Source organism: Mycobacterium sp. NTMscope_MAC_12 (assembly GCF_976985675.1).
Genome location: NZ_CDRJYY010000001.1, coordinates 837,213 through 855,466 on the forward strand (window position 1 = coordinate 837,213; position 18,254 = coordinate 855,466).

Consider the following 18,254-nt stretch of genomic DNA (forward strand, 5'->3'; position numbering starts at 1 on the left):
ACCAGTTCTGTCTTGTCCGATTGGCTAACTCCATGCGTGGTCGCCGCGAGGACCCTGGCGTTATGGACGCCATCACTGGATTTTCTGAGGTGCCGACACCAGCAAACGAGCCGGTCCACGACTACGCGCCGCACTCCCCGGAACGCGCCCGGCTGCGCGCCGAACTGGCCGCGCAGGCCGATCACCCGATCGACCTGCCGCACGTCATCGGCGGCGACCACCGGATGGGCGACGGTGAGCGCATCGATGTCGTCCAGCCGCACCGGCACGCCGCCAAGCTGGGCACCCTGACCAACGCCGTGCACGCCGACGCGACGGCGGCGATCGACGCCGCGATGGCCGCGAAAAGCGACTGGGCGGCCATGCCGTTCGATGAGCGGGCGGCGGTGTTCCTGCGCGCCGCCGACCTGCTGGCCGGGCCGTGGCGGGAGAAAATCGCCGCCGCGACGATGCTCGGCCAATCCAAGTCCGCCTATCAAGCCGAGATCGACTCGCCGTGCGAGCAGATCGACTTCTGGCGATTCAATGTTGTCTTCGCGCAACAGATCCTGGCGCAGCAACCCATCAGCGGGCCGGGGGAATGGAACCGCAGCGAGTACCGCCCGCTCGACGGCTTCGTGTACGCGATCACGCCGTTCAACTTCACCTCCATCGCCGGCAACCTGCCGACCGCGCCGGCGCTGATGGGCAACACGGTGGTCTGGAAGCCCTCGATCACCCAGACGTTGTCGGCCTATCTGACCATGCAGCTGCTCGAGGCCGCCGGCCTGCCGCCCGGGGTGATCAACCTGGTGGCCGGCGACGGCTTCGCGGTTTCCGATGTGGCGCTGGCCGACCGGCGGCTGGCCGGCATCCACTTCACCGGGTCGACGGCCACCTTCCAGCGGCTGTGGTATCAGGTCGGCACGAATATCGGTCACTACCACAGCTATCCGCGCCTGGTCGGCGAGACCGGCGGCAAGGACTTCGTGGTCGCGCACGCGTCCGCGCGACCGGATGTGTTGTGCACGGCCTTGATTCGCGGGGCCTTCGACTACCAGGGGCAGAAATGCTCGGCGGCGTCGCGGGCCTTCATCCCGCAGTCGGTGTGGCGGCGGATGGGTGACGACTTGCTGGGGGAGACGGCCGCGCTGCGTTACGGCGACGTCACCGACCTCACCAACTTCGGCGGCGCGCTGATCGACCGGCGCGCCTTCACCAAGAACGTCGCCGCCATCGAGCGGGCGAAGGGCGCGCCCCACGTCACCATCGCCGTCGGCGGCGAATACGACGACCACGAAGGGTATTTCGTGCGCCCCACCGTATTGCTGTCCGATGATCCGACCGATGAGTCGTTTTCGACCGAATACTTCGGCCCGCTGCTGTCGGTGCACGTGTACCCCGACGCCGATTACGAAAGGATCCTCGACGTCGTCGACCGCGGTTCCCGGTACGCGCTGACCGGCGCGGTCATCGCCGACGACCGGGACGCGGTGCTGACGGCCCAGCACCGGCTGCGGTTTGCCGCCGGGAACTTCTATATCAACGACAAGCCGACCGGCGCGGTCGTCGGGCGCCAGCCGTTCGGGGGCTCGCGTGGCTCGGGCACCAACGACAAGGCCGGATCGATGCTGAACCTGTTGCGCTGGACGTCGGCGCGCACCATCAAGGAGACGTTCGTCCCGGCGACCGAGCACACCTATCCGCACATGGGTGCCGACTGATGGCCGGACTGTTCGCGAGCACCCTGCGCCCGGTGCTCCTGGCGGCCGGACAAAGCGAGGTAGCGCGCCGCGCCGCCGAGCGGTTGCCGGTCACCCGTCGCGTGGTGCGCCGCTTCGTCCCCGGGGAGACGATCGAATCCGCGCTGGATCGCGTTGCGGCGCTTCGCTCGTCGGCGCTGTTCGTCAGCGTCGACTATCTGGGCGAGGACGTTCTGAGCGCCGACGACGCCGACGCGGCGGTGCGGACCTACCTGGACCTGATCGAGCAGTTGGGCCGACTCGACGCCGGGGGAGATGTCACGCGGCCGCTGGAAGTCTCGGTCAAGTTGTCGGCGCTGGGGCAGGCGGTGGAGCGCGACGGGCCCAAGATCGCGCGGGAGAACGGGTGGTCGATCTGCGATGCCGCCCGGCGCGCGGGCGTGTGGGTGACGGTGGACGCCGAGAACCACACCACCACCGAGTCGACGCTGTCCATCGTGCGCGATCTGCGGGCCGACTTTCCTTGGCTGGGCGTGGCTTTGCAGGCGTACCTGCGGCGCACGCCGGGTGATTGCGAAGCGTTCGCCGCCTCTGGCGCCCGGGTCCGGCTGTGCAAGGGTGCCTACGACGAGCCCGCGTCGGTGGCATATCGCGAGCCCGCCGAGGTGACGGAGGCGTACCTGCGTTGCCTGCGGGTGCTGATGGCCGGCTCGGGTTATCCGATGGTGGCCTCCCACGACCCGGCTGTGATCAACGCGGCCGGCACCCTTGCCCGCGAATCGGGCCGTGGCGCCGGGGAATTCGAATACCAGATGCTCTACGGCATCCGCGACGACGAGCAGCGACGCCTCACCGCGGCCGGGAACCACGTGCGCGTGTATCTGCCGTTCGGCACGCAGTGGTGTGGGTACTTCATGCGCCGACTGGCCGAGCGTCCCGCCAACCTGACGTTCTTCTTGCGGGCTTTGGTCGGGCGTTGAGCACGCGTCGCGTCGAGTGTGCGATCACGGCTTTCAGTGTGAATCGTGGGCTTTCGGTGTGCGCGTACGGCGGCGACACGCCGACGATCCCCGCCCAGGATTCACACGCAACGCCGACGATTCACACGCAAAGCCCAGGATTCACACGCAACGCCGTCACTGAGCGCGGCGGGGCCGCGGGCGATCGCTGGCGAAGCCGCGCACCACATGCGCGCGGACGAACTCCGCCGCCACCTCGGGATCGTCCATATCCAGGGTCGAGGACGGCGTGCTGAAGAGCGAGAACAGGATGCGCGCGAACCACTCACCGGCGGCCTCGACGTCGAGATCCTTGCGCACCTCACCCGTGAGCCTGGCGGCCGACAGGTAGGGGGCGAAGAACTCGACGCATTCGCGCAGCAGCACGGCGGCGTCCTTGGTCAGCAGCAGGCTGATCGCATCTTCGTCAAAGTACTTCTCGGAAGCGATGACTCGTCGCGCCTGGGTGACGAAAACCGCCGCGGAAGAAAGCTTTTCCTCGAGGCTGCTGCCGCGGTCCATCGCCTTGGACATCTCGCGGTAGAAACGCTCGGACGCGTGCTCGGCGCATGCCTCGACGATCGCGGCCTTGTCGCTGAAGTATTCGTAGATGGTGCTGCGGGATACCCCTGCCTGCTTGGCGATGTCGACGATCGTCGCCTTGTCCAATCCCTGCTTGCCGAAGCACGTGAACGCCGAGACGACGATGAGCTCGCGGGTATCGGCGGCCTGGGCCGGTTGAGTCGTCACGGGACCAACGCCCCTCATCCCGCCGGGGCGAGGATCAGCCCACTGGTGGGCACACCGGTTCCGGAGGTGACCAACACGTGCTCGACGTTATCGACCTGATTGTGCGAGGTGCCCCGCACCTGGCGCACCCCTTCGGTGATGCCGTTCATGCCGTGGATGTATGCCTCGCCCAACAGGCCTCCGTTGGTGTTGATCGGGAAATCTCCACCCAGCGAAAGCCGTTCGACGGTCGCGAAGTCCTTGGCCTCGCCGCGCCCGCAGAAGCCGAGCTCCTCGAGCTGGGTGAACACGAACGGCGTGAAGTGATCGTAGATGAAGGCGGTTTGGATGTCCTGCGGCTTGAGTCCGGAATCGCGCCACAGCTGCCGGGCCACCACCCCCATCTCCGGAAGCCCGGTGATGTCGTCGCGGTAGTAGCTCGTCATCATCTCGCCGTTGTAGGCCGCGCCCTGCGCGGCCGCGGTGATGACGGCCGGGGGCTGCCGCAGATCGCGGGCGCGTTCGGCGCTGGTGATGACGAGCGCGACACCGCCGTCGCTTTCCTGGCAGCAATCCAGCAGTCGCAGCACCGGTTCCACGATCCAGCGCGAATTCTGGTGATCTTCCAACGTGATCGGACGCTCGTAGAACCAGGCGTCGGGATTCTTCGCCGCGTGCGCACGATCGACGACCGCGATCCTGCCGAAGTCCTCGTTGGTGACCCCGTACGTCGACATGTAGCGCTGGGCGTGCATCGCAACCCAGGCGGCGGGAGTGAGCAATCCGAACGGCGCGTAATGCGCCATGAACAACGGGGTTTCGGCCATGCTGCGCCCGCTGCCGCCGAACCGGAACCCGGAACGTTCGTTGAAGGCACGCCAGCACACCACCACGTCGGCCACACCCGTGGCGACCGCCATCGCCGCGTGCACCACGGTCCCGGCGGCGGCGCCCCCGCCATGGTGCACGCGCGAAAAGAAACTCAGATCGCCGATGCCCACGTTGCGCGCGATGTCGATCTCGTCGCTGGAATCCATGGTGAACGTGACCATGCCGTCGACGTCGGCGGGCGTCAGGCCGGCGTCGTCCAGCGCCGCGCTGACCGCCTCGCACGCCAATTGCAGTTCGCTGCGCCCGGATTCCTTGGAGAACTCGGTCTGACCGATCCCGACGATGGCCGCGGCGCCCGGCAACGTCCGGCTCATGCGTCCGGACCGTCGAGCAGGCTGAGCACCGCCGTGCCGGAGACGTGGTCGCCCAGGCTGTTGGCGCCCGCGAAGGTCACCTCGACGAAATTCTCGCCGCCCGAGCCTTCACTCTTGCCGGTGACGCTGCCGGTGAACCGCAACGGGTCGTCGGGAAAACAGGGCACGCCCAGGCGGATCGACAATTTCTTCACCATCGCCTCGGGCCCCGCCCAGTCGGTGAGGAAGCGCACGCAATAGCCGTTGGTGGTCAGGATGTTCATGAACAGGTTGGGCGAACCCTGCTGCTTGGCGTAGTCGCGGTCGTGATGCACCGGCATGAAGTCACGGGTGGCGATCGCGCCGGCAACGATCATCGTTGTGGTGATGGGGATTTCGAGGGGCGTGACCTCGTCACCGACCGAAATGTCTCGCCATTGCAAAGTGCGGTTCGCGGTGGTCGTCATGCGTGTCCCTCCGAATACGTCGCGTCAAGGCGAACTGACTGACCGCGGGGCCGAAACTGGTGTAGCACGAGGCCGTCATCGAAGACCTGGTAATAGACCTCCACGGCCAATCCGGGTGTGATGCCGGAGGGATCCACGCCGGTCAGGTTGGACACCAGCCGGACCCCTTCCTCGAGTTCCACCAGCGCGACGACGTAGGGATAGTCGAAGAACGGAAACTTGGGTTCGTGTGGCATCACGTAGCTGTACACCGTGCCGAGGCCGGAGGCCTCGATCGTGTCCCACTCGAGCGAACGGCAGTGCGGGCACATCGGCCGGGGCGGATGGCGGAGCTGCCCGCAGCCACCGCAACGCTGGATCAGGAGCTTGTTCTCCCGCAAGCCATTCCAGAAGAATTCGGTGTCCGGGGTGATCGCCGGCGCCAGACGGGCCGCCATCAATTCGCCGGCCTGAATCGCAGCACCCGGAATCGCTGCCGGCCCAGCACTTCGCCGTTCTGGTCGGTGTAGGTGGTCAGCCAGGTCAGAAAGAAGCCGGTGCCCAGCGCCGTCTTCTTCTCGTCCGAGACCGATTCGTAGACCGTCGTCGCGCTGATCTCGTCGCCCAGTCGCGGGTAACGTTCGATCTCGAACTCCGAATTGGTCGCCACCGTGCTGGTGTAGCCGGCCTCGTCGAGGAATTCGGTTGGGTTGCTTTTGATCTCGATCGGCGCCCCGCCCCGCTCACCGATTCCCTCCAGTATCGGCGACGGCATTGTCCACGTCTGCAGCATCACCGGTGGCGACACGATGCCGCCGAACCGGGACGAGGCCGCGAACTCGGGGTCGAGATATACCGGGTTCATGTCGGCCATCGCGTACGCCCAGTGCCGGATCATCGGCTGGTTCACCGGGTCCGGTGCCAGCGACGGCTTTCCGGTGCCGCCGGTCGGCTGCCCGACGAGGGCCCGCACCTTGGCGCTGACGGATTCTGAGTCGGTCACGTAGCAAGCCCCTCTCGCAGGACACCTTGATCCGACAGATTGGCGCGATCTGTCTCGCGAGATGTGTGTACTCTGCGGCGTCGCATGCTGTCAATACAACAGCAAAGTGCGCGAGGAGCTCCGGAATTCGCGCAAATGACGATTGACGGCGGCCGCTGGTGCGGGTACACCAAGTGATCAGATGACCGGAGGAAACACATGGCCGATTTGCCCGCTCTCGTTCAGTCCTATCGGCTCTACATCGACGGCAACTGGGTCGAGCCGCAAGACGGCCGGTATGAGGACATTTCTCCGTCCACCGAGGCCGTGATCGCCACCGCGCCCGACGCCAGCGTCGCCCAGGTAGGTGAGGCGATCGCCGCCGCGCGCCGCGCCTTCGACAGCGGACCCTGGCGCACCATGAGCGCCGAGCAGCGCGCCGGGTGTCTCAACCAGCTGGGTGAGGCGCTGAGCAAACACGCCGACGACTTCTTCGCGCTGTCCCAGGTGGAATGGGGCTGCGTTGCTAATGAGCGCATCATGCAGATCGACGGCGCCGGGTTCATGTCGATGCACGCCGCTCAGCTGGCCACCCAGTTGACCGACCAAGAGGTCACCGGGATGGGCGCCGGAACCACCTTGTTGCGTCATGCGCCACTGGGTGTTGTATCGGTGCTGACGCCGTGGAACTTCCCGCACTGTCTCAACGTGATGAAGCTCAATCATGCTCTGGCAGCGGGCAATACCGTCGTGCTCAAGCCCTCGCCGCTGACACCGCTGGCCGGGCTGGCGCTCGCGCGGATCATCGACGAACACACCGACATCCCGCCGGGGGTGGTCAACGTCGTCACGCCTTCCGGGGTTGACGCGGCCAAGCTGCTGACCACCGATCCGCGGATCGACATGGTGAGCTTCACCGGCAGCTCGGTGATCGGCCGACAGGTCATGTCCGCCGCCGGCGACACGATGAAGCGGATCCTGCTCGAGCTCGGCGGCAAGTCCGCCAGCATCGTCCTGGACGACGCGCAAGTCACCGACGAGATGCTGCAGCAGATGCTGTTCGACTGCTGTTCGCTGCACGCCGGACAGGCCTGCATCCTGCACAGCCGGCTGCTGCTGCCCGATTCGCTGCACGACGATGTCGTCGATCGGCTCGCCGCGTTGGCGCGTGAGGTCAAGGTGGGCGATCCCGCCGATCCCGACGTGCAGATGGGCCCACTGATCAGCGCGGCGCAGCGGGACCGGGTCGAGGCGCACGTCGCCGGTGCGCTCGACGACGGGGCGAAGCTGGTGACCGGCGGTGGCCGTCCGGCCGGCCTGGACGTGGGGTTCTACTTCGAGCCGACGATTCTGTCCGACGTGGAGCCGAATTCGACTATCGCGCAAGAGGAAGTGTTCGGTCCGGTGCTGACGGTGCTGCGCTACCGCGACGACGACGACGCGGTGGCCATCGCGAACAATTCGCAATACGGGCTCTCCGGGGCGGTGTGGGGCGGCGACGTCGACCGCGCCGTCGGCGTCGCACGCCGCATCCGTACCGGACAGATCGCGGTCAACGGCTGCGGTCCGGGCGGCGCGCCGTTCGGCGGCTTCAAACTCAGCGGCCTGGGCCGCGAGGGCGGCGGAATCGGCGGGCTACACCAGTACATGGAGCCGATGGCCATCGGGGTTCCCGCGTGACGACGTGGCAGAAGTCCGGCAGCGCCCCACCCCGGAGCCCGTTCGGCACCGGCCCGAAGCGCCTTTGGTAAAGCGCGCGTCCCGTGCCAAGCTGCTGACATGGCCATCGAGATCGCCCGCCCCAAGCTCGAAGGAAACGTCGCCGTCGGCGAAGACCGCCAGATCGGCTTCGCCGAATTCGGTGATCCCCAGGGCCGCGCGGTCTTCTGGCTGCACGGCACCCCCGGCGCGCGTCGCCAGATTCCCACCGAAGCCCGCCTCTACGCCGAAAACCACAAGATCCGGCTGATCGGGCTGGACCGGCCCGGGATCGGCTCGTCGACACCCCATCGCTACGAGAACATCCGGGCGTTCGCCGACGACCTGCGGACCATCGCGGACACGCTCGGCATCGACAATATGGCCGTCATCGGCCTGTCCGGCGGCGGTCCGTACGCGCTCGCGTCGGCCGCGGTGCTGTCCGACCGGGTCGTCGCGGCCGGAATCCTCGGCGGCGTCGCGCCCTTCGTCGGCGACGAGGGGATCACCAGCGGCCTGATGAACCTGGGCAAGCGGTTGGCGCCCCTGCTGCGGCTGGGCGGTGACCCGCTGCGGATCGGTGCGAGCCTGGTGGTCCGGGCGATCCGCCCGGTCGCCAATCCCGCCCTGTATCTGTATGCCGCGATATCGCCCGAGGGCGACCGGCGCCTGCTGACCCGCCCCGAGTTCGGGGCCATGTTCCTCGACGACCTGCTCAACGGCAGCCGCAAGCAGCTGGCGGCCCCGTTCAACGACATCATCCTGTTCACGCGGGACTGGGGATTCCGGCTCGACGAGGTCAAGGTCCCGGTGCGCTGGTGGCACGGCGACAGCGACCACATCGTCCCCTTCGCCCACGGCGAGCACGTCGTGTCCAGGCTGCCCGACTGCGAGCTGATCGTGCTCCCGGGCGAAAGCCACCTCGGCGGGCTGGGCCGCGGCGAGGAGATCTTGTCCACCCTGATGAAGATCTGGGACGAGAAAAGCTGATACCTCTACGCCGGGTAGCCTGCTGACGTGCTGCTGGCGTCGTTGAATCCCTCGGCCGTTACCGCCACCGATATTGCCGACGCGGTCCGCATCGACGGCTCGGTGCTCAGCCGCAGCGACCTGGTCGGTGCCGCCACCTCGGTGGCCGAGCGGGTGGGCGGCGCGGGCCGGGTCGCCATCCTGGCCGCCCCAACCGCCGAGACGGTGCTGTCGGTCACCGGGTGCCTGATCGCCGGGGTGCCTTTCGTCCCGGTGCCCGCCGACGTGGGCACCGCCGAGCGCCGGCATATGCTCACCGACTCCGCGGCGCAAGCGTGGCTCGGGCCGGTCCCCGACGAGCCCGAAGGGCTCCCGCACATCCCGGTGCGCCTGCACGCCCGCTCCTGGCACCGCTACCCCGAGCCCTCGCCCGACGCCACCGCGATGATCATCTACACCTCGGGCACCACCGGGCTGCCCAAGGGGGTGGTGCTGAGCCGGCGCGCGATCGCCGCCGACCTGGACGCGCTGGCGCAAGCCTGGCAATGGACGGCCGACGACGTGTTGGTGCACGGCCTGCCGCTCTTCCACGTGCACGGCCTGGTGCTGGGCCTGCTCGGCTCACTGCGGGTCGGGAATCGCTTCATCCACACCGGGAAACCGACGCCGGCGGGCTACGCCGCGGCCCGCACCGACTTCGGCGGCACGCTGTTTTTCGGCGTGCCCACCGTGTGGTCGCGGGTGGGGGCGGACGAGGCGGCCGCCCGGGCGCTGGGCCCGGCGCGGCTGCTGGTCTCCGGAAGCGCACCGCTGCCGGTGCCGGTGTTCGACCGGTTGGCCGCACTCACCGGACATCAGCCCGTCGAACGCTACGGCGCCTCGGAATCGCTGATCACCATTTCGACGCGGGCCGACGGCGAGCGGCGCCCGGGGTGGGTGGGCCTGCCGCTCACCGGCGTGCAGACGCGGGTGCTCGACGACGACGGCGGTACGGTGCCGCACGACGGCGAAACCGTCGGGAAGCTCCACGTTCGCGGTCCGATGATGTTCGACGGCTACCTGAACCGGCCGGACGCCACCGCCGAGGCGTTCGACGCCGACGGCTGGTACCGCACCGGTGACGTCGCGGTCATCGACGGCGGGGGGATGCACCGCATCGTGGGTCGCGAGTCGGTCGACCTGATCAAGTCCGGCGGCTACCGCATCGGTGCGGGCGAGATCGAGACCGTGCTGCTCGGACATCCGGGCGTGCAGGAGGCCGCGGTGGTCGGGATGCCCGATGCGGACCTGGGGCAGCGCATCGTCGCGTACGTCGTCGGATCCGCCAACGGCGACGAACTGATCGACTATGTCGCGCAACAACTTTCGGTGCACAAGCGCCCGCGCGAGGTCCGCGTCGTCGACGCGCTACCCCGCAACGCCATGGGCAAGGTCCTCAAAAAGCAGCTGCTGTCCGACGGCTGAGCGCGGTGCGTGGGCCCGTCACCACACCGCGAATTTCAGCTCGATTCTTCGCAGTCCCGTTACGCCCGCAGTCCAACCGGCGGCAGGTACCGTCGTAAAAGTGCAAGGACGGAACCTACCCCCGGCCGGCGCCGCCGCGACCGTCGTAACCGGGCCCACGCCGATGAGGCGGATCGCGGTCGCCTGCCTGGTGGGCTCGGCGATCGAGTTCTACGACTTCATGATCTACGGGACCGCGGCGGCACTGGTGTTCCCGATGGTGTTCTTCCCGCACCTGAGCCCCTCCGGCGCCACGATCGCCTCGATGGGGACGTTCGCGACGGCTTTTTTGTCCCGGCCCCTCGGCGCGGCCGTGTTCGGATACTTCGGGGATCGGCTGGGCCGCAAGAAGACCCTGGTCGCCACGCTGCTGATCATGGGCGTGTCAACGGTGTGCGTCGGCCTGGTCCCCAGCTCGGGGGTGATCGGTGCCGCGGCGCCGCTGATCTTGGTCGCGCTTCGGCTGCTGCAGGGGTTCGCCGTCGGCGGCGAATGGGCGGGTTCGGCGTTGCTGAGCGCCGAATACGCGCCCGACGACCGGCGCGGCCGGTACGGCGTGTTCACCTTGATGGGCGGTGGCATCGCCGCCGTGCTGAGCAGTGCAACCTTTCTGGGGGTGAACCTCACCATCGGCGAAGGCAGTCCGGCGTTTCTGCAGTGGGGATGGCGGGTGCCGTTCCTGCTCAGCGCGGTGTTGGTCGGGCTCGCGCTGTACGTGCGCCTGAACATCGAGGAGACCCCGGTGTTCGCGGAGGAGAAGGCGCGTGAGCTGATACCCAAAACCCCGCTCGCGGAGCTGCTGCGGCTGCAACGCCGTGAGATCGCGCTGGCCGCGGGCAGCATCCTCGGCGCGTTGGGGTTCATCTACATGGCCCACACCTATCTGGCGATGTACGCGCACTCGCACCTGGGGTATTCGCGCAACTTCATCTGGTTCGTCGGCGCGCTGTGCGGGGTCGCGAGCATGGCGTTCATGGCGGTATCGGCCACTCTGTGCGACCGGCTCGGGCGTCGCCGCATCATGCTGGTGGGGTGGAGCTGTTGTCTGCTGTGGTCGTTTCTGGTGATGCCGTTGCTGAACACCGGCAAGCCCGTGGGGTACGCGGTGGCGATCGTCGGCATGTGCACGGCCGCGGCGATCGGCTCCGGCCCGACGGCGGCATTCATCCCCGAACTGTTCGCCACCCGCTACCGCTACAGCGGAACGGCGCTGGCGCAAAACCTCGCCGGCATCGTCGGTAGCGCAGCGCCGCCGCTGATCGCCGGGACCCTGCAGGCGACATACGGCAGCTGGGCGATCGGATTCATGTTGGCCGCCCTCACAGCGGTCAGCCTGGTGTGCACCTACCTGCTGCCCGAAACCAACGGCACGGCGCTCGGAGTCGGTTAGTTGGCGTGCAGGTCCTCGTTGAGGGCGATGCCCTGGCCGCCGCGGGCCACCACCTCGACGGCCCCGCTCAGCGAATTGCGCCGGAACAACAGGTTGTTGCCGCCGGAGAACTCGCGCGCCTTCATCTCTTTGCCCTCGGGCGTGATGACCTTGGTGCCCGCGGTGACATAGAGGCCGGCTTCCACCACGCAGTCGTCGCCCAGTGAGATGCCCAGGCCGGCATTGGCGCCGAGCAGGCAACGCTTGCCGATCGAAATGACCTCGGTGCCACCGCCGGACAGCGTGCCCATGATCGAGGCTCCGCCGCCCACATCGGAGCCGTCGCCCACCACCACGCCGGCCGAGATGCGGCCCTCCACCATCGACGCTCCCAGCGTGCCGGCGTTGTAGTTGACGAAGCCTTCGTGCATCACCGTGGTTCCCGGGGCCAGGTGGGCGCCGAGCCGCACCCGGTCGGCGTCGGCGATGCGCACCCCGGTCGGCAACACGTAGTCGACCATCCGCGGGAACTTGTCGACGCCGTAGACCATCACCGGTCCGTGGCGGCGCAGCCGGGCCCGCACGGCCTCGAACCCCTCGACGGCGCAGGGCCCGCGGTTAGTCCAGACGACATTGGTTAATACCCCGAACAAGCCGCCGGCGTTCAGCCCATGCGGCGCCACCAACCGGTGCGAAAGCAGATGCAGCCGCAGGTAGGCGTCGTAGGCGTCGGCGGCCACGTCGTCCAGTGAGCCGATGACCGTGCGCACGGCGACGGTCTCGGTGCCGCGGTCGTCGTCCCGGCCGATCAGCGCCGTCAGTTCGGGGGGAACGTCGGACAGCGCCAGCCGCGACGTCGCCCCGGTGCCCGATTCGGTCAGTTCCGGTGCGGGAAACCACGTGTCGAGGATCGATCCGTCGGCGGCCAGCGTTGCCAGCCCGATACCTGCAGCTCCAGTCACGGCGGTCAGGTTACTTGCCGGCCCGCTTCACCGGTCCGCCCGCCCTGCGGGCGACGACGCCCCGGGGGTCGTGAAATGGGCCGAGTGCGCCGCCGCCTGTGAAAAGCTGGCCCGCGCAACGTGATTCGGAGGTCCTCGCTGCGCGGTCGCTGCAGTGTGCGTTTCGAGGCCGCCGTCTTGCCAGGTCAACCGAGTGAACTGGGCCGTTTCGGGGTACCTCGCTCCCGGGCATCGGCTGGTCACGTCCTGGGCCTGGTGGAGAGCCACCGGCGCGGGTCCGCAAGGGACCGGCTCGTTTAGAGAAGGAGAACACCATGTCCTTTGTCACCACACGGCCCGAGGCGCTGATGGCCGCGGCGAGCATGCTCGAAGCGCTCGGCTCCTCAATGGACGCCCAAAACGCCGCCGCCGCGGCGCCCACCACGAGCATCGCTCCGGCGGCGGCCGACGAAGTGTCCGCGCTGCAGGCCGCGCAGTTTTCCGCCTACGGCGCCTGGTATCAGCAGGTCAGCGCCCAGGCGAAGGCGATCCACCAGACGATGGTGAACAACCTGGATACCAGCGCCGGTTCCTATGGCGAGACCGAAACCGCGAACCGGGTGACGACCGCCGCCTCGTCGTTGTCGCCGTTTGCCGCCGGACAGGCCGCGGCGGCCGACCCCCCGCCCGCGGGAAGCACCACCCTCGGGACCGGGATCGGGTGGGGTCAGAACGTCGGTGCAGCCGCGTCGGACTTCATCACCTTGGGGGAGGGGCAATTCGCCCCCGTCACCGGCGCCGCAGGGATTCCCAACTTCACTCCCGGGCTCACCTCGGCGTCAGCGCCCGCGCCTGCGGCCCCCGCCGCAGTGGGTGCCGCGCCGGTGCTGGCGAGCATGGGCCGCGGGCCTGCGATCGGCGCGTTGTCGGTGCCGCCCAGCTGGGCGGCCGGTGGTGTCCCGTCGGTGAATGCGACCCCGGCGCAACTGGTCGGCGCGGGCTTCACCAGCGCCGCCCCGCAGGCCGCGCCGGTGACCACCGTCCCGGGCGGCCTGCCGTCGATGGCCACGAGCGGACGCGGCGGCTATGGCCTCGGCGCGCCGCGCTACGGGGTCAAGCCGACCGTGATGCCCAAACCAGCCATCTAGCACCCCACGAACAACAACCGAGAATAGGAGCGACGCAATGTCTTTCGACTTTGGAGCACTTCCCCCCGAGATCAACTCCCGCCGCATGTACACCGGGGCGGGGGCCGCGCCGATGATGGCCGCCGCGGCGGCCTTCAGCAGCCTCGCCGACGAATTGAGTACGACGGCCTCGGCCAGCCAGTCGGCGATCTCGAACCTAACCGGCGAGGAGTGGATCGGGCCTTCCTCGTCCGCGATGGCCACCGCGGTCGAGCCATACATCACGTGGATGCACACCACCGCCGCCCAGCTGCAGCAGGCGGCCTCCCAGGCCATGGCGTCGGCGGCGGCCTATGAGGCGGCCTTCGCGATGACGGTGCCACCCCCGCTGATCGCGGCGAACAGAGCCCAACTCGCGGCCCTGGTCGCGACGAACGTCTTGGGTCAGAACACCGCGGCCATCGCGGCCACCGAGGCGCAGTACGGCGAAATGTGGTCCCAGGATGCCGCCGCCATGTACGGCTACGCCGCGGCGTCGGCGGCCGCGGCCAAGCTGAGCCCCCTGACCTCGCCGGCGCCGACGAACAACCCGGGCGGGCTGGGGGCGCAAGCCGCGGCCGTCTCCCCCAGGCGGCGGCCACGGGCGCGCAGACGAGCGGCCTCCAGCAGACCGTCGCCAACGCGCCCAACGCGGTGCGGACGTTCGCCGCCCCGCTGGCCGACCCTCCGTCGGCCCTGAGCGGGCTGGACAGCTTCCTCGGCAACCCGGTGGTGAACAACGTCGGCAACGCCGGTTTCGACGTGGTCTCCTGGAACGTGTTCAACACCATGGTGTCCAACATCCTCTACAACCACACCCTCGACGTGGCGGCGGCCACCGGCACGGCCGGCGATGTGGCGGGCGCGGTCGGCGGCGGCATGTTGGTGGGCGCGGCGGCACCGGCCAGCACCGCGGGCGTCGGCGCCGCGCCGGTGCTGGCGAGCATGGCTTCGGCCTCACCGGTCGGCGGGCTGTCGACGCCCGCCGCGTGGTCCGCGGCCACGCCCGCGCCTGCTGCCGCGACGCCCGTGAGTTCGGGGTGGACCGCGCCGGTCGAAGAGCCGCGCACGACGTGGGCGACGGGCATGCCGGCGGTCGCCTCGGCCGGGCGCGGCGGCTACGGCATGGGCCCGCGCTACGGGGTCAAGCCGACGGTGATGCCCACGCGGTTGCTCGTGTAAAGCGAGTCGCCATTGGCGACGCACTACCTAGATGGTGGCGGCCCGCTGCGCCCGGCTCCGCCGCGCTTGCGATCGCCACTGGGTCAGATGGTGGCGACCCGCTGCGCCCGGCTCCGCCGCGCTTGCGATCGCCACTGGGCCAGATGGTGGCGACCCGCTGCGCCCGGCTCCGCCGCGCTTGCGATCGCCACTACCCTGAGACCGTGCTGGACTTACGCGGCGATCCGATCGCGCTCACCGCGGCGCTGGTCGACATCCCCAGCGAATCGAGAAACGAAGCGCGCCTGGCGGACGAGGTCGAGGCCGCGCTGCGCGCGCAGACCTCCGGCTTCGAAATCGTCCGCAACGGCAACGCCGTGCTGGCGCGAACCCGGCACCAGCGTCCGTCGCGGGTGCTGCTGGCCGGCCACCTGGACACCGTCCCGGTGGCCGGGAACCTGCCCAGCCGTCGCGAGGGCGGCGAGCTGCACGGCTGCGGCACCGCCGACATGAAATCCGGGGACGCCGTCTTCCTCCACCTCGCCGCCACCGTCGCCGAACCCGTGCACGATCTGACGCTGGTGATGTACGACTGCGAGGAAATCGACGCCGCGGCAAACGGTTTGGGTCGCATCGAACGGGAGCTGCCGGACTGGCTGGCCGCCGACGTGGCCATTCTGGGCGAGCCGACCGGCGGCTACATCGAAGCCGGCTGCCAGGGCACCCTGCGCGTGGTCGTCAGCGCCACCGGGACCCGCGCCCACTCGGCGCGATCCTGGTTGGGGGACAACGCCATTCACAAACTGGGTGCCGTACTCGAGCGGCTGGCCGCGTATCAGGCACGCAGCGTCGACATCGACGGCTGCACGTACCGTGAGGGCCTGTCCGCGGTGCGCATCGACGGCGGAGTGGCGGGCAACGTCATTCCCGACGCGGCCGCGGTGACGGTCAACTTCCGCTTCGCCCCGGACAGGTCGGTGCCCGACGCGCTGCAACACGTGCACGACGTGCTCGCCGGGCTGGACGTGCACATCGAACAGACCGACGCGGCGGCCGGGGCGATGCCGGGGCTGTCCCAACCGGCCGCCAAGGCCCTGGTCGAGGCGGCGGGCGGCAACGTGCGGGCCAAGTACGGCTGGACCGACGTCGCCCGGTTCGCCGCGCTGGGCATACCGGCGGTCAACTTCGGCCCCGGCGACCCGAATTTGGCGCACCGGCGCGACGAACGCGTGGCGGTCGACAACATCACCGCCGCGGTGGACATGCTGCGCCGCTACCTGAGCGGCTAGGCGCCACACCGCCGTGCCTGCGCGGCGGCGTCGGCGGCGGCCGCGTGCATCCCGATCGACGTCAGCTCGTCCGACACCGCCCGCAACGCCGCGGCATCACCGGCGGTGAGCGCGCGGGCGTGGGCCAACGCGATTCTGCCTACGACACAATCGATCTCGTCGCAGAGCCGGGCCAACGGATCGGCGGCCCGGCTATCGCCCAGCCGCACGGCCTCGTGCCAGATGCGCACCGCCACGGCCCGCTGGCCGCCGCGCTCGGCCGTGCGGGCGGCGTCGCGCGCGGCGGCCACCGCGCCGTGCGCGTCGCGCATCAACGCCAGCCGCCATGCCCGCGCCACCCCGAGCTCGGGCGCGAACAACGCCGACTTGGTTCCGTGCCGGGATTCGGCCCTGCTCAACGCTTTTGCCGCGGCCGCGGTATCGCCCAGTTGGGACAGCGCGGTGGCCAGCAACGTCAGCGACAGCGGCCCCCACGAATAGCCGGTGCGTTCCAGGGTGGCGGTCGCCGGAATCAATAGTGCTGCCGCAGACGAGAATTCGCCTTCGGTCAACAACACATGCGCCAGCAGCACCTCGCCGATCGCGCGGCCGGGCTGCTGCAGTTCGGCGAAGTCGGTGAACTGCCGGGCGAGCTGGCGGGCCTCGTCGAGCCGTCCCGCCAACAGCAGCGTGGTCGTCTGGGCCAGCCCGATGGTGAAGCGCAGCAGCCCGGGATGCTCGGCACCCAAGGCGCGCTGCGCCAACGGCTCGACGTCACCGAACCGGCCCTGCCGCGCCGCGCACAACGCGGCCGCGCTCCCGGCCCAGGCCACCGCCTGGTCATCGGCCGACGCCGAGGTGAGCACTTCGTCGGCGACCTTGACCGCGTGCCCGACATTGCCCGCGTTCATCGCGAAGGTTGCGCTCAGCGCGTCGAGGGTGGTCCGCGGGCCGGCCTCCGCGACGCGGTTACGCACGGTCCGCAGGAAAGCCGTCGCGCGCTCCGGCTCGCTGAGCATCCAGAACTGGTTCGCCGCCCGCAGCAGCGCCCAGTCCATCAGCGCGGCTTCGGTCAACCCGGTGGAGTCGACGTCGGCCAGCACCGCATCGGCCTCGCGGCCACGGCCCTGCCACGCCACCGCGTGGGCCAGCGCGAGCCGCGCCGCCAGACCGCCGGAGCGCTCCAGCGCTGAGCGGGCCAGCCGCTCGCCCAGCGTCAGGTCACCCAGGCGCAGTGCCTGCTGCGCGGCGGCGACGACGTCGGCCGGCCGCGGGAGCGCGTCGCTGTCCAGCGCCAACGACACCAGCCGCAGCCGGTCGCTGAGATGGTCCGACGGGCGCTGCGACATCAGTTCGACCAGCTCGGTGCGGCGTTGGCGCGCGTCGTCGGGGTCGAGCGCGGCGCGCGCCCGCTCGGCGAACAGCGGGTGGGCCGTATAGACGACCGGGTCCTCGGAGGCCCCGCCCCGCACCCGGGTCTCGGCCGCACCCCACTTGACCGCCTCGGCCACCGCGCCGTCGCCGGCCAGCACGGTCAGATCGGTGAGCGACAGCGGCTCGCAGACGGCGAGATACTCCAGCACCGACCGCGCCGGCGCGGGCAGTTCGGCGAGGAAGGTGTCGACCTCAGCGGGCGCCGTCGTGCCGCCGGGCGGCTCGATGTCGATCCGGTCGAGCAGGCCGTCGGTCCACAGCGCGGCGATCGCGTCGGGGGAGGACTCGGCGCGGGCGGTGACGATCAGCCGCGCCGCGCCGGCCCGCGCCAGCTGGTAGACCAGCGTCGCCGACAGCACGTCCAGATGTTGGGCATCGTCGACGACGAGCAGCAGGTCCTCGCCGCCCAGCGAGACGCGGGCGGCCCGCAGCAGCGCGGCCGGCTTGCCGATGTCGGCGATCTGCACCAGGTGGCTGAAGGCCCCGAACGGGACCGCGCGTTCGGTCGGGGTGCCGGTGACCCAGCGGACGAGGGTCTCGGGGTGCTGACCGGCGAAGTGCTCGGCGGCCACGCGGGCCAAGGTGGATTTGCCGACACCGTCGGGTCCCAACACCACCGCTCCCCGACCCCCGTCGGCCAAGGCGCCATCCAGCCGCTCTGAGGCCGTCGCATGTTGGGGGACGTTCCATCGAATCGGCACTGCCGGATTTTATGGCGCACGGG

At 69.5% G+C, this 18,254-nt stretch carries 15 protein-coding genes and 1 pseudogene; 9 read left to right on the top strand and 7 right to left on the bottom strand.

Annotated elements, in window-relative coordinates:
* The first annotated feature begins 62 nt into the window (after positions 1-62).
* Both pruA and AC0KS4_RS04050 read left to right on the top strand, forming a co-directional pair.
* Positions 63-1,703: an L-glutamate gamma-semialdehyde dehydrogenase gene (pruA, locus tag AC0KS4_RS04045; protein ID WP_225330201.1), complete on the top strand. Its 1,641-nt coding sequence runs from the start codon at positions 63-65 to the stop codon at positions 1,701-1,703.
* Positions 1,703-2,662: a proline dehydrogenase family protein gene (locus AC0KS4_RS04050; protein ID WP_238958137.1), complete on the top strand. Its 960-nt coding sequence runs from the start codon at positions 1,703-1,705 to the stop codon at positions 2,660-2,662. Before pruA ends, AC0KS4_RS04050 begins: the two co-directional genes overlap by 1 nt.
* A gap of 156 nt (positions 2,663-2,818) precedes the next feature.
* On the opposite strand, the gene AC0KS4_RS04055 is transcribed toward AC0KS4_RS04050, so the two are convergent.
* Genes AC0KS4_RS04055 through AC0KS4_RS04075 form a run of 5 tightly spaced genes read right to left on the bottom strand, consistent with a single transcriptional unit; the run spans position 2,819 to position 6,042 of the window.
* Positions 2,819-3,430, bottom strand: coding sequence for a TetR/AcrR family transcriptional regulator (locus AC0KS4_RS04055; RefSeq protein ID WP_225330203.1), 612 nt, complete (start codon positions 3,428-3,430; stop codon positions 2,819-2,821).
* 14 nt (positions 3,431-3,444) lie between these two features.
* Complete coding sequence (locus AC0KS4_RS04060) at positions 3,445-4,614, bottom strand: lipid-transfer protein (protein ID WP_238958135.1); 1,170 nt, start codon at positions 4,612-4,614, stop codon at positions 3,445-3,447.
* Entirely contained in the window at positions 4,611-5,060 is a 450-nt protein-coding gene (locus AC0KS4_RS04065) for a MaoC family dehydratase (protein WP_225330205.1), read from the bottom strand. The genes AC0KS4_RS04060 and AC0KS4_RS04065 overlap by 4 nt, the downstream gene beginning before the upstream one ends.
* Positions 5,057-5,497: a Zn-ribbon domain-containing OB-fold protein gene (locus AC0KS4_RS04070; RefSeq protein WP_238958134.1), complete on the bottom strand. Its 441-nt coding sequence runs from the start codon at positions 5,495-5,497 to the stop codon at positions 5,057-5,059. Before AC0KS4_RS04070 ends, AC0KS4_RS04065 begins: the two co-directional genes overlap by 4 nt.
* Positions 5,497-6,042 carry an FAS1-like dehydratase domain-containing protein gene (locus AC0KS4_RS04075; protein WP_225330207.1) on the bottom strand — a complete coding sequence of 182 codons (546 nt, stop codon included), beginning with the start codon at positions 6,040-6,042 and terminating at the stop codon, positions 5,497-5,499. The genes AC0KS4_RS04070 and AC0KS4_RS04075 overlap by 1 nt, the downstream gene beginning before the upstream one ends.
* A gap of 198 nt (positions 6,043-6,240) precedes the next feature.
* Between AC0KS4_RS04075 and AC0KS4_RS04080 the strand changes: the two genes are divergently transcribed.
* From AC0KS4_RS04080 to AC0KS4_RS04095, 4 genes are all read left to right on the top strand, one after another.
* The gene (locus AC0KS4_RS04080) at positions 6,241-7,701 is read left to right on the top strand and encodes an aldehyde dehydrogenase family protein (RefSeq protein ID WP_238958133.1); all 1,461 of its coding nucleotides are present in this window, start codon (positions 6,241-6,243) and stop codon (positions 7,699-7,701) included.
* A 99-nt stretch (positions 7,702-7,800) separates the two neighbouring features.
* The gene (locus AC0KS4_RS04085; RefSeq protein WP_225330209.1) at positions 7,801-8,709 is read left to right on the top strand and encodes an alpha/beta fold hydrolase; all 909 of its coding nucleotides are present in this window, start codon (positions 7,801-7,803) and stop codon (positions 8,707-8,709) included.
* Between the two features lie 27 nt (positions 8,710-8,736).
* Positions 8,737-10,152, top strand: coding sequence for an acyl-CoA synthetase (locus AC0KS4_RS04090; RefSeq protein WP_225330210.1), 1,416 nt, complete (start codon positions 8,737-8,739; stop codon positions 10,150-10,152).
* 163 nt (positions 10,153-10,315) lie between these two features.
* Positions 10,316-11,581 (top strand): MFS transporter, encoded by a 1,266-nt coding sequence (locus AC0KS4_RS04095; RefSeq protein ID WP_225330215.1) that lies wholly within the window; start codon positions 10,316-10,318, stop codon positions 11,579-11,581.
* Here AC0KS4_RS04095 and dapD read toward each other — a convergent pair.
* Positions 11,578-12,531 carry a 2,3,4,5-tetrahydropyridine-2,6-dicarboxylate N-succinyltransferase gene (gene dapD / locus AC0KS4_RS04100; protein WP_225330216.1) on the bottom strand — a complete coding sequence of 318 codons (954 nt, stop codon included), beginning with the start codon at positions 12,529-12,531 and terminating at the stop codon, positions 11,578-11,580. The genes AC0KS4_RS04095 and dapD overlap by 4 nt on opposite strands.
* Positions 12,532-12,836: 305 nt before the next feature.
* On the opposite strand from dapD, the gene AC0KS4_RS04105 reads away from it, so the two are divergent.
* The 3 genes and pseudogenes from AC0KS4_RS04105 to dapE all read left to right on the top strand — a co-directional run bounded on the left by AC0KS4_RS04105 (position 12,837) and on the right by dapE (position 16,117).
* A complete protein-coding gene (locus tag AC0KS4_RS04105) occupies positions 12,837-13,649 on the top strand; it encodes a PPE family protein, SVP subgroup (RefSeq protein WP_225330211.1) in 813 nt (270 codons plus the stop codon).
* A gap of 37 nt (positions 13,650-13,686) precedes the next feature.
* A pseudogene (locus tag AC0KS4_RS04110) lies at positions 13,687-14,849 on the top strand (PPE family protein).
* A gap of 203 nt (positions 14,850-15,052) precedes the next feature.
* Positions 15,053-16,117 (top strand): succinyl-diaminopimelate desuccinylase, encoded by a 1,065-nt coding sequence (gene dapE, locus AC0KS4_RS04115; protein ID WP_238958130.1) that lies wholly within the window; start codon positions 15,053-15,055, stop codon positions 16,115-16,117.
* On the opposite strand, the gene AC0KS4_RS04120 is transcribed toward dapE, so the two are convergent.
* Positions 16,114-18,231: an AAA family ATPase gene (locus tag AC0KS4_RS04120; protein WP_338341736.1), complete on the bottom strand. Its 2,118-nt coding sequence runs from the start codon at positions 18,229-18,231 to the stop codon at positions 16,114-16,116. The two genes, dapE and AC0KS4_RS04120, sit on opposite strands and share 4 nt — an antisense overlap.
* Positions 18,232-18,254 lie beyond the last annotated feature (23 nt).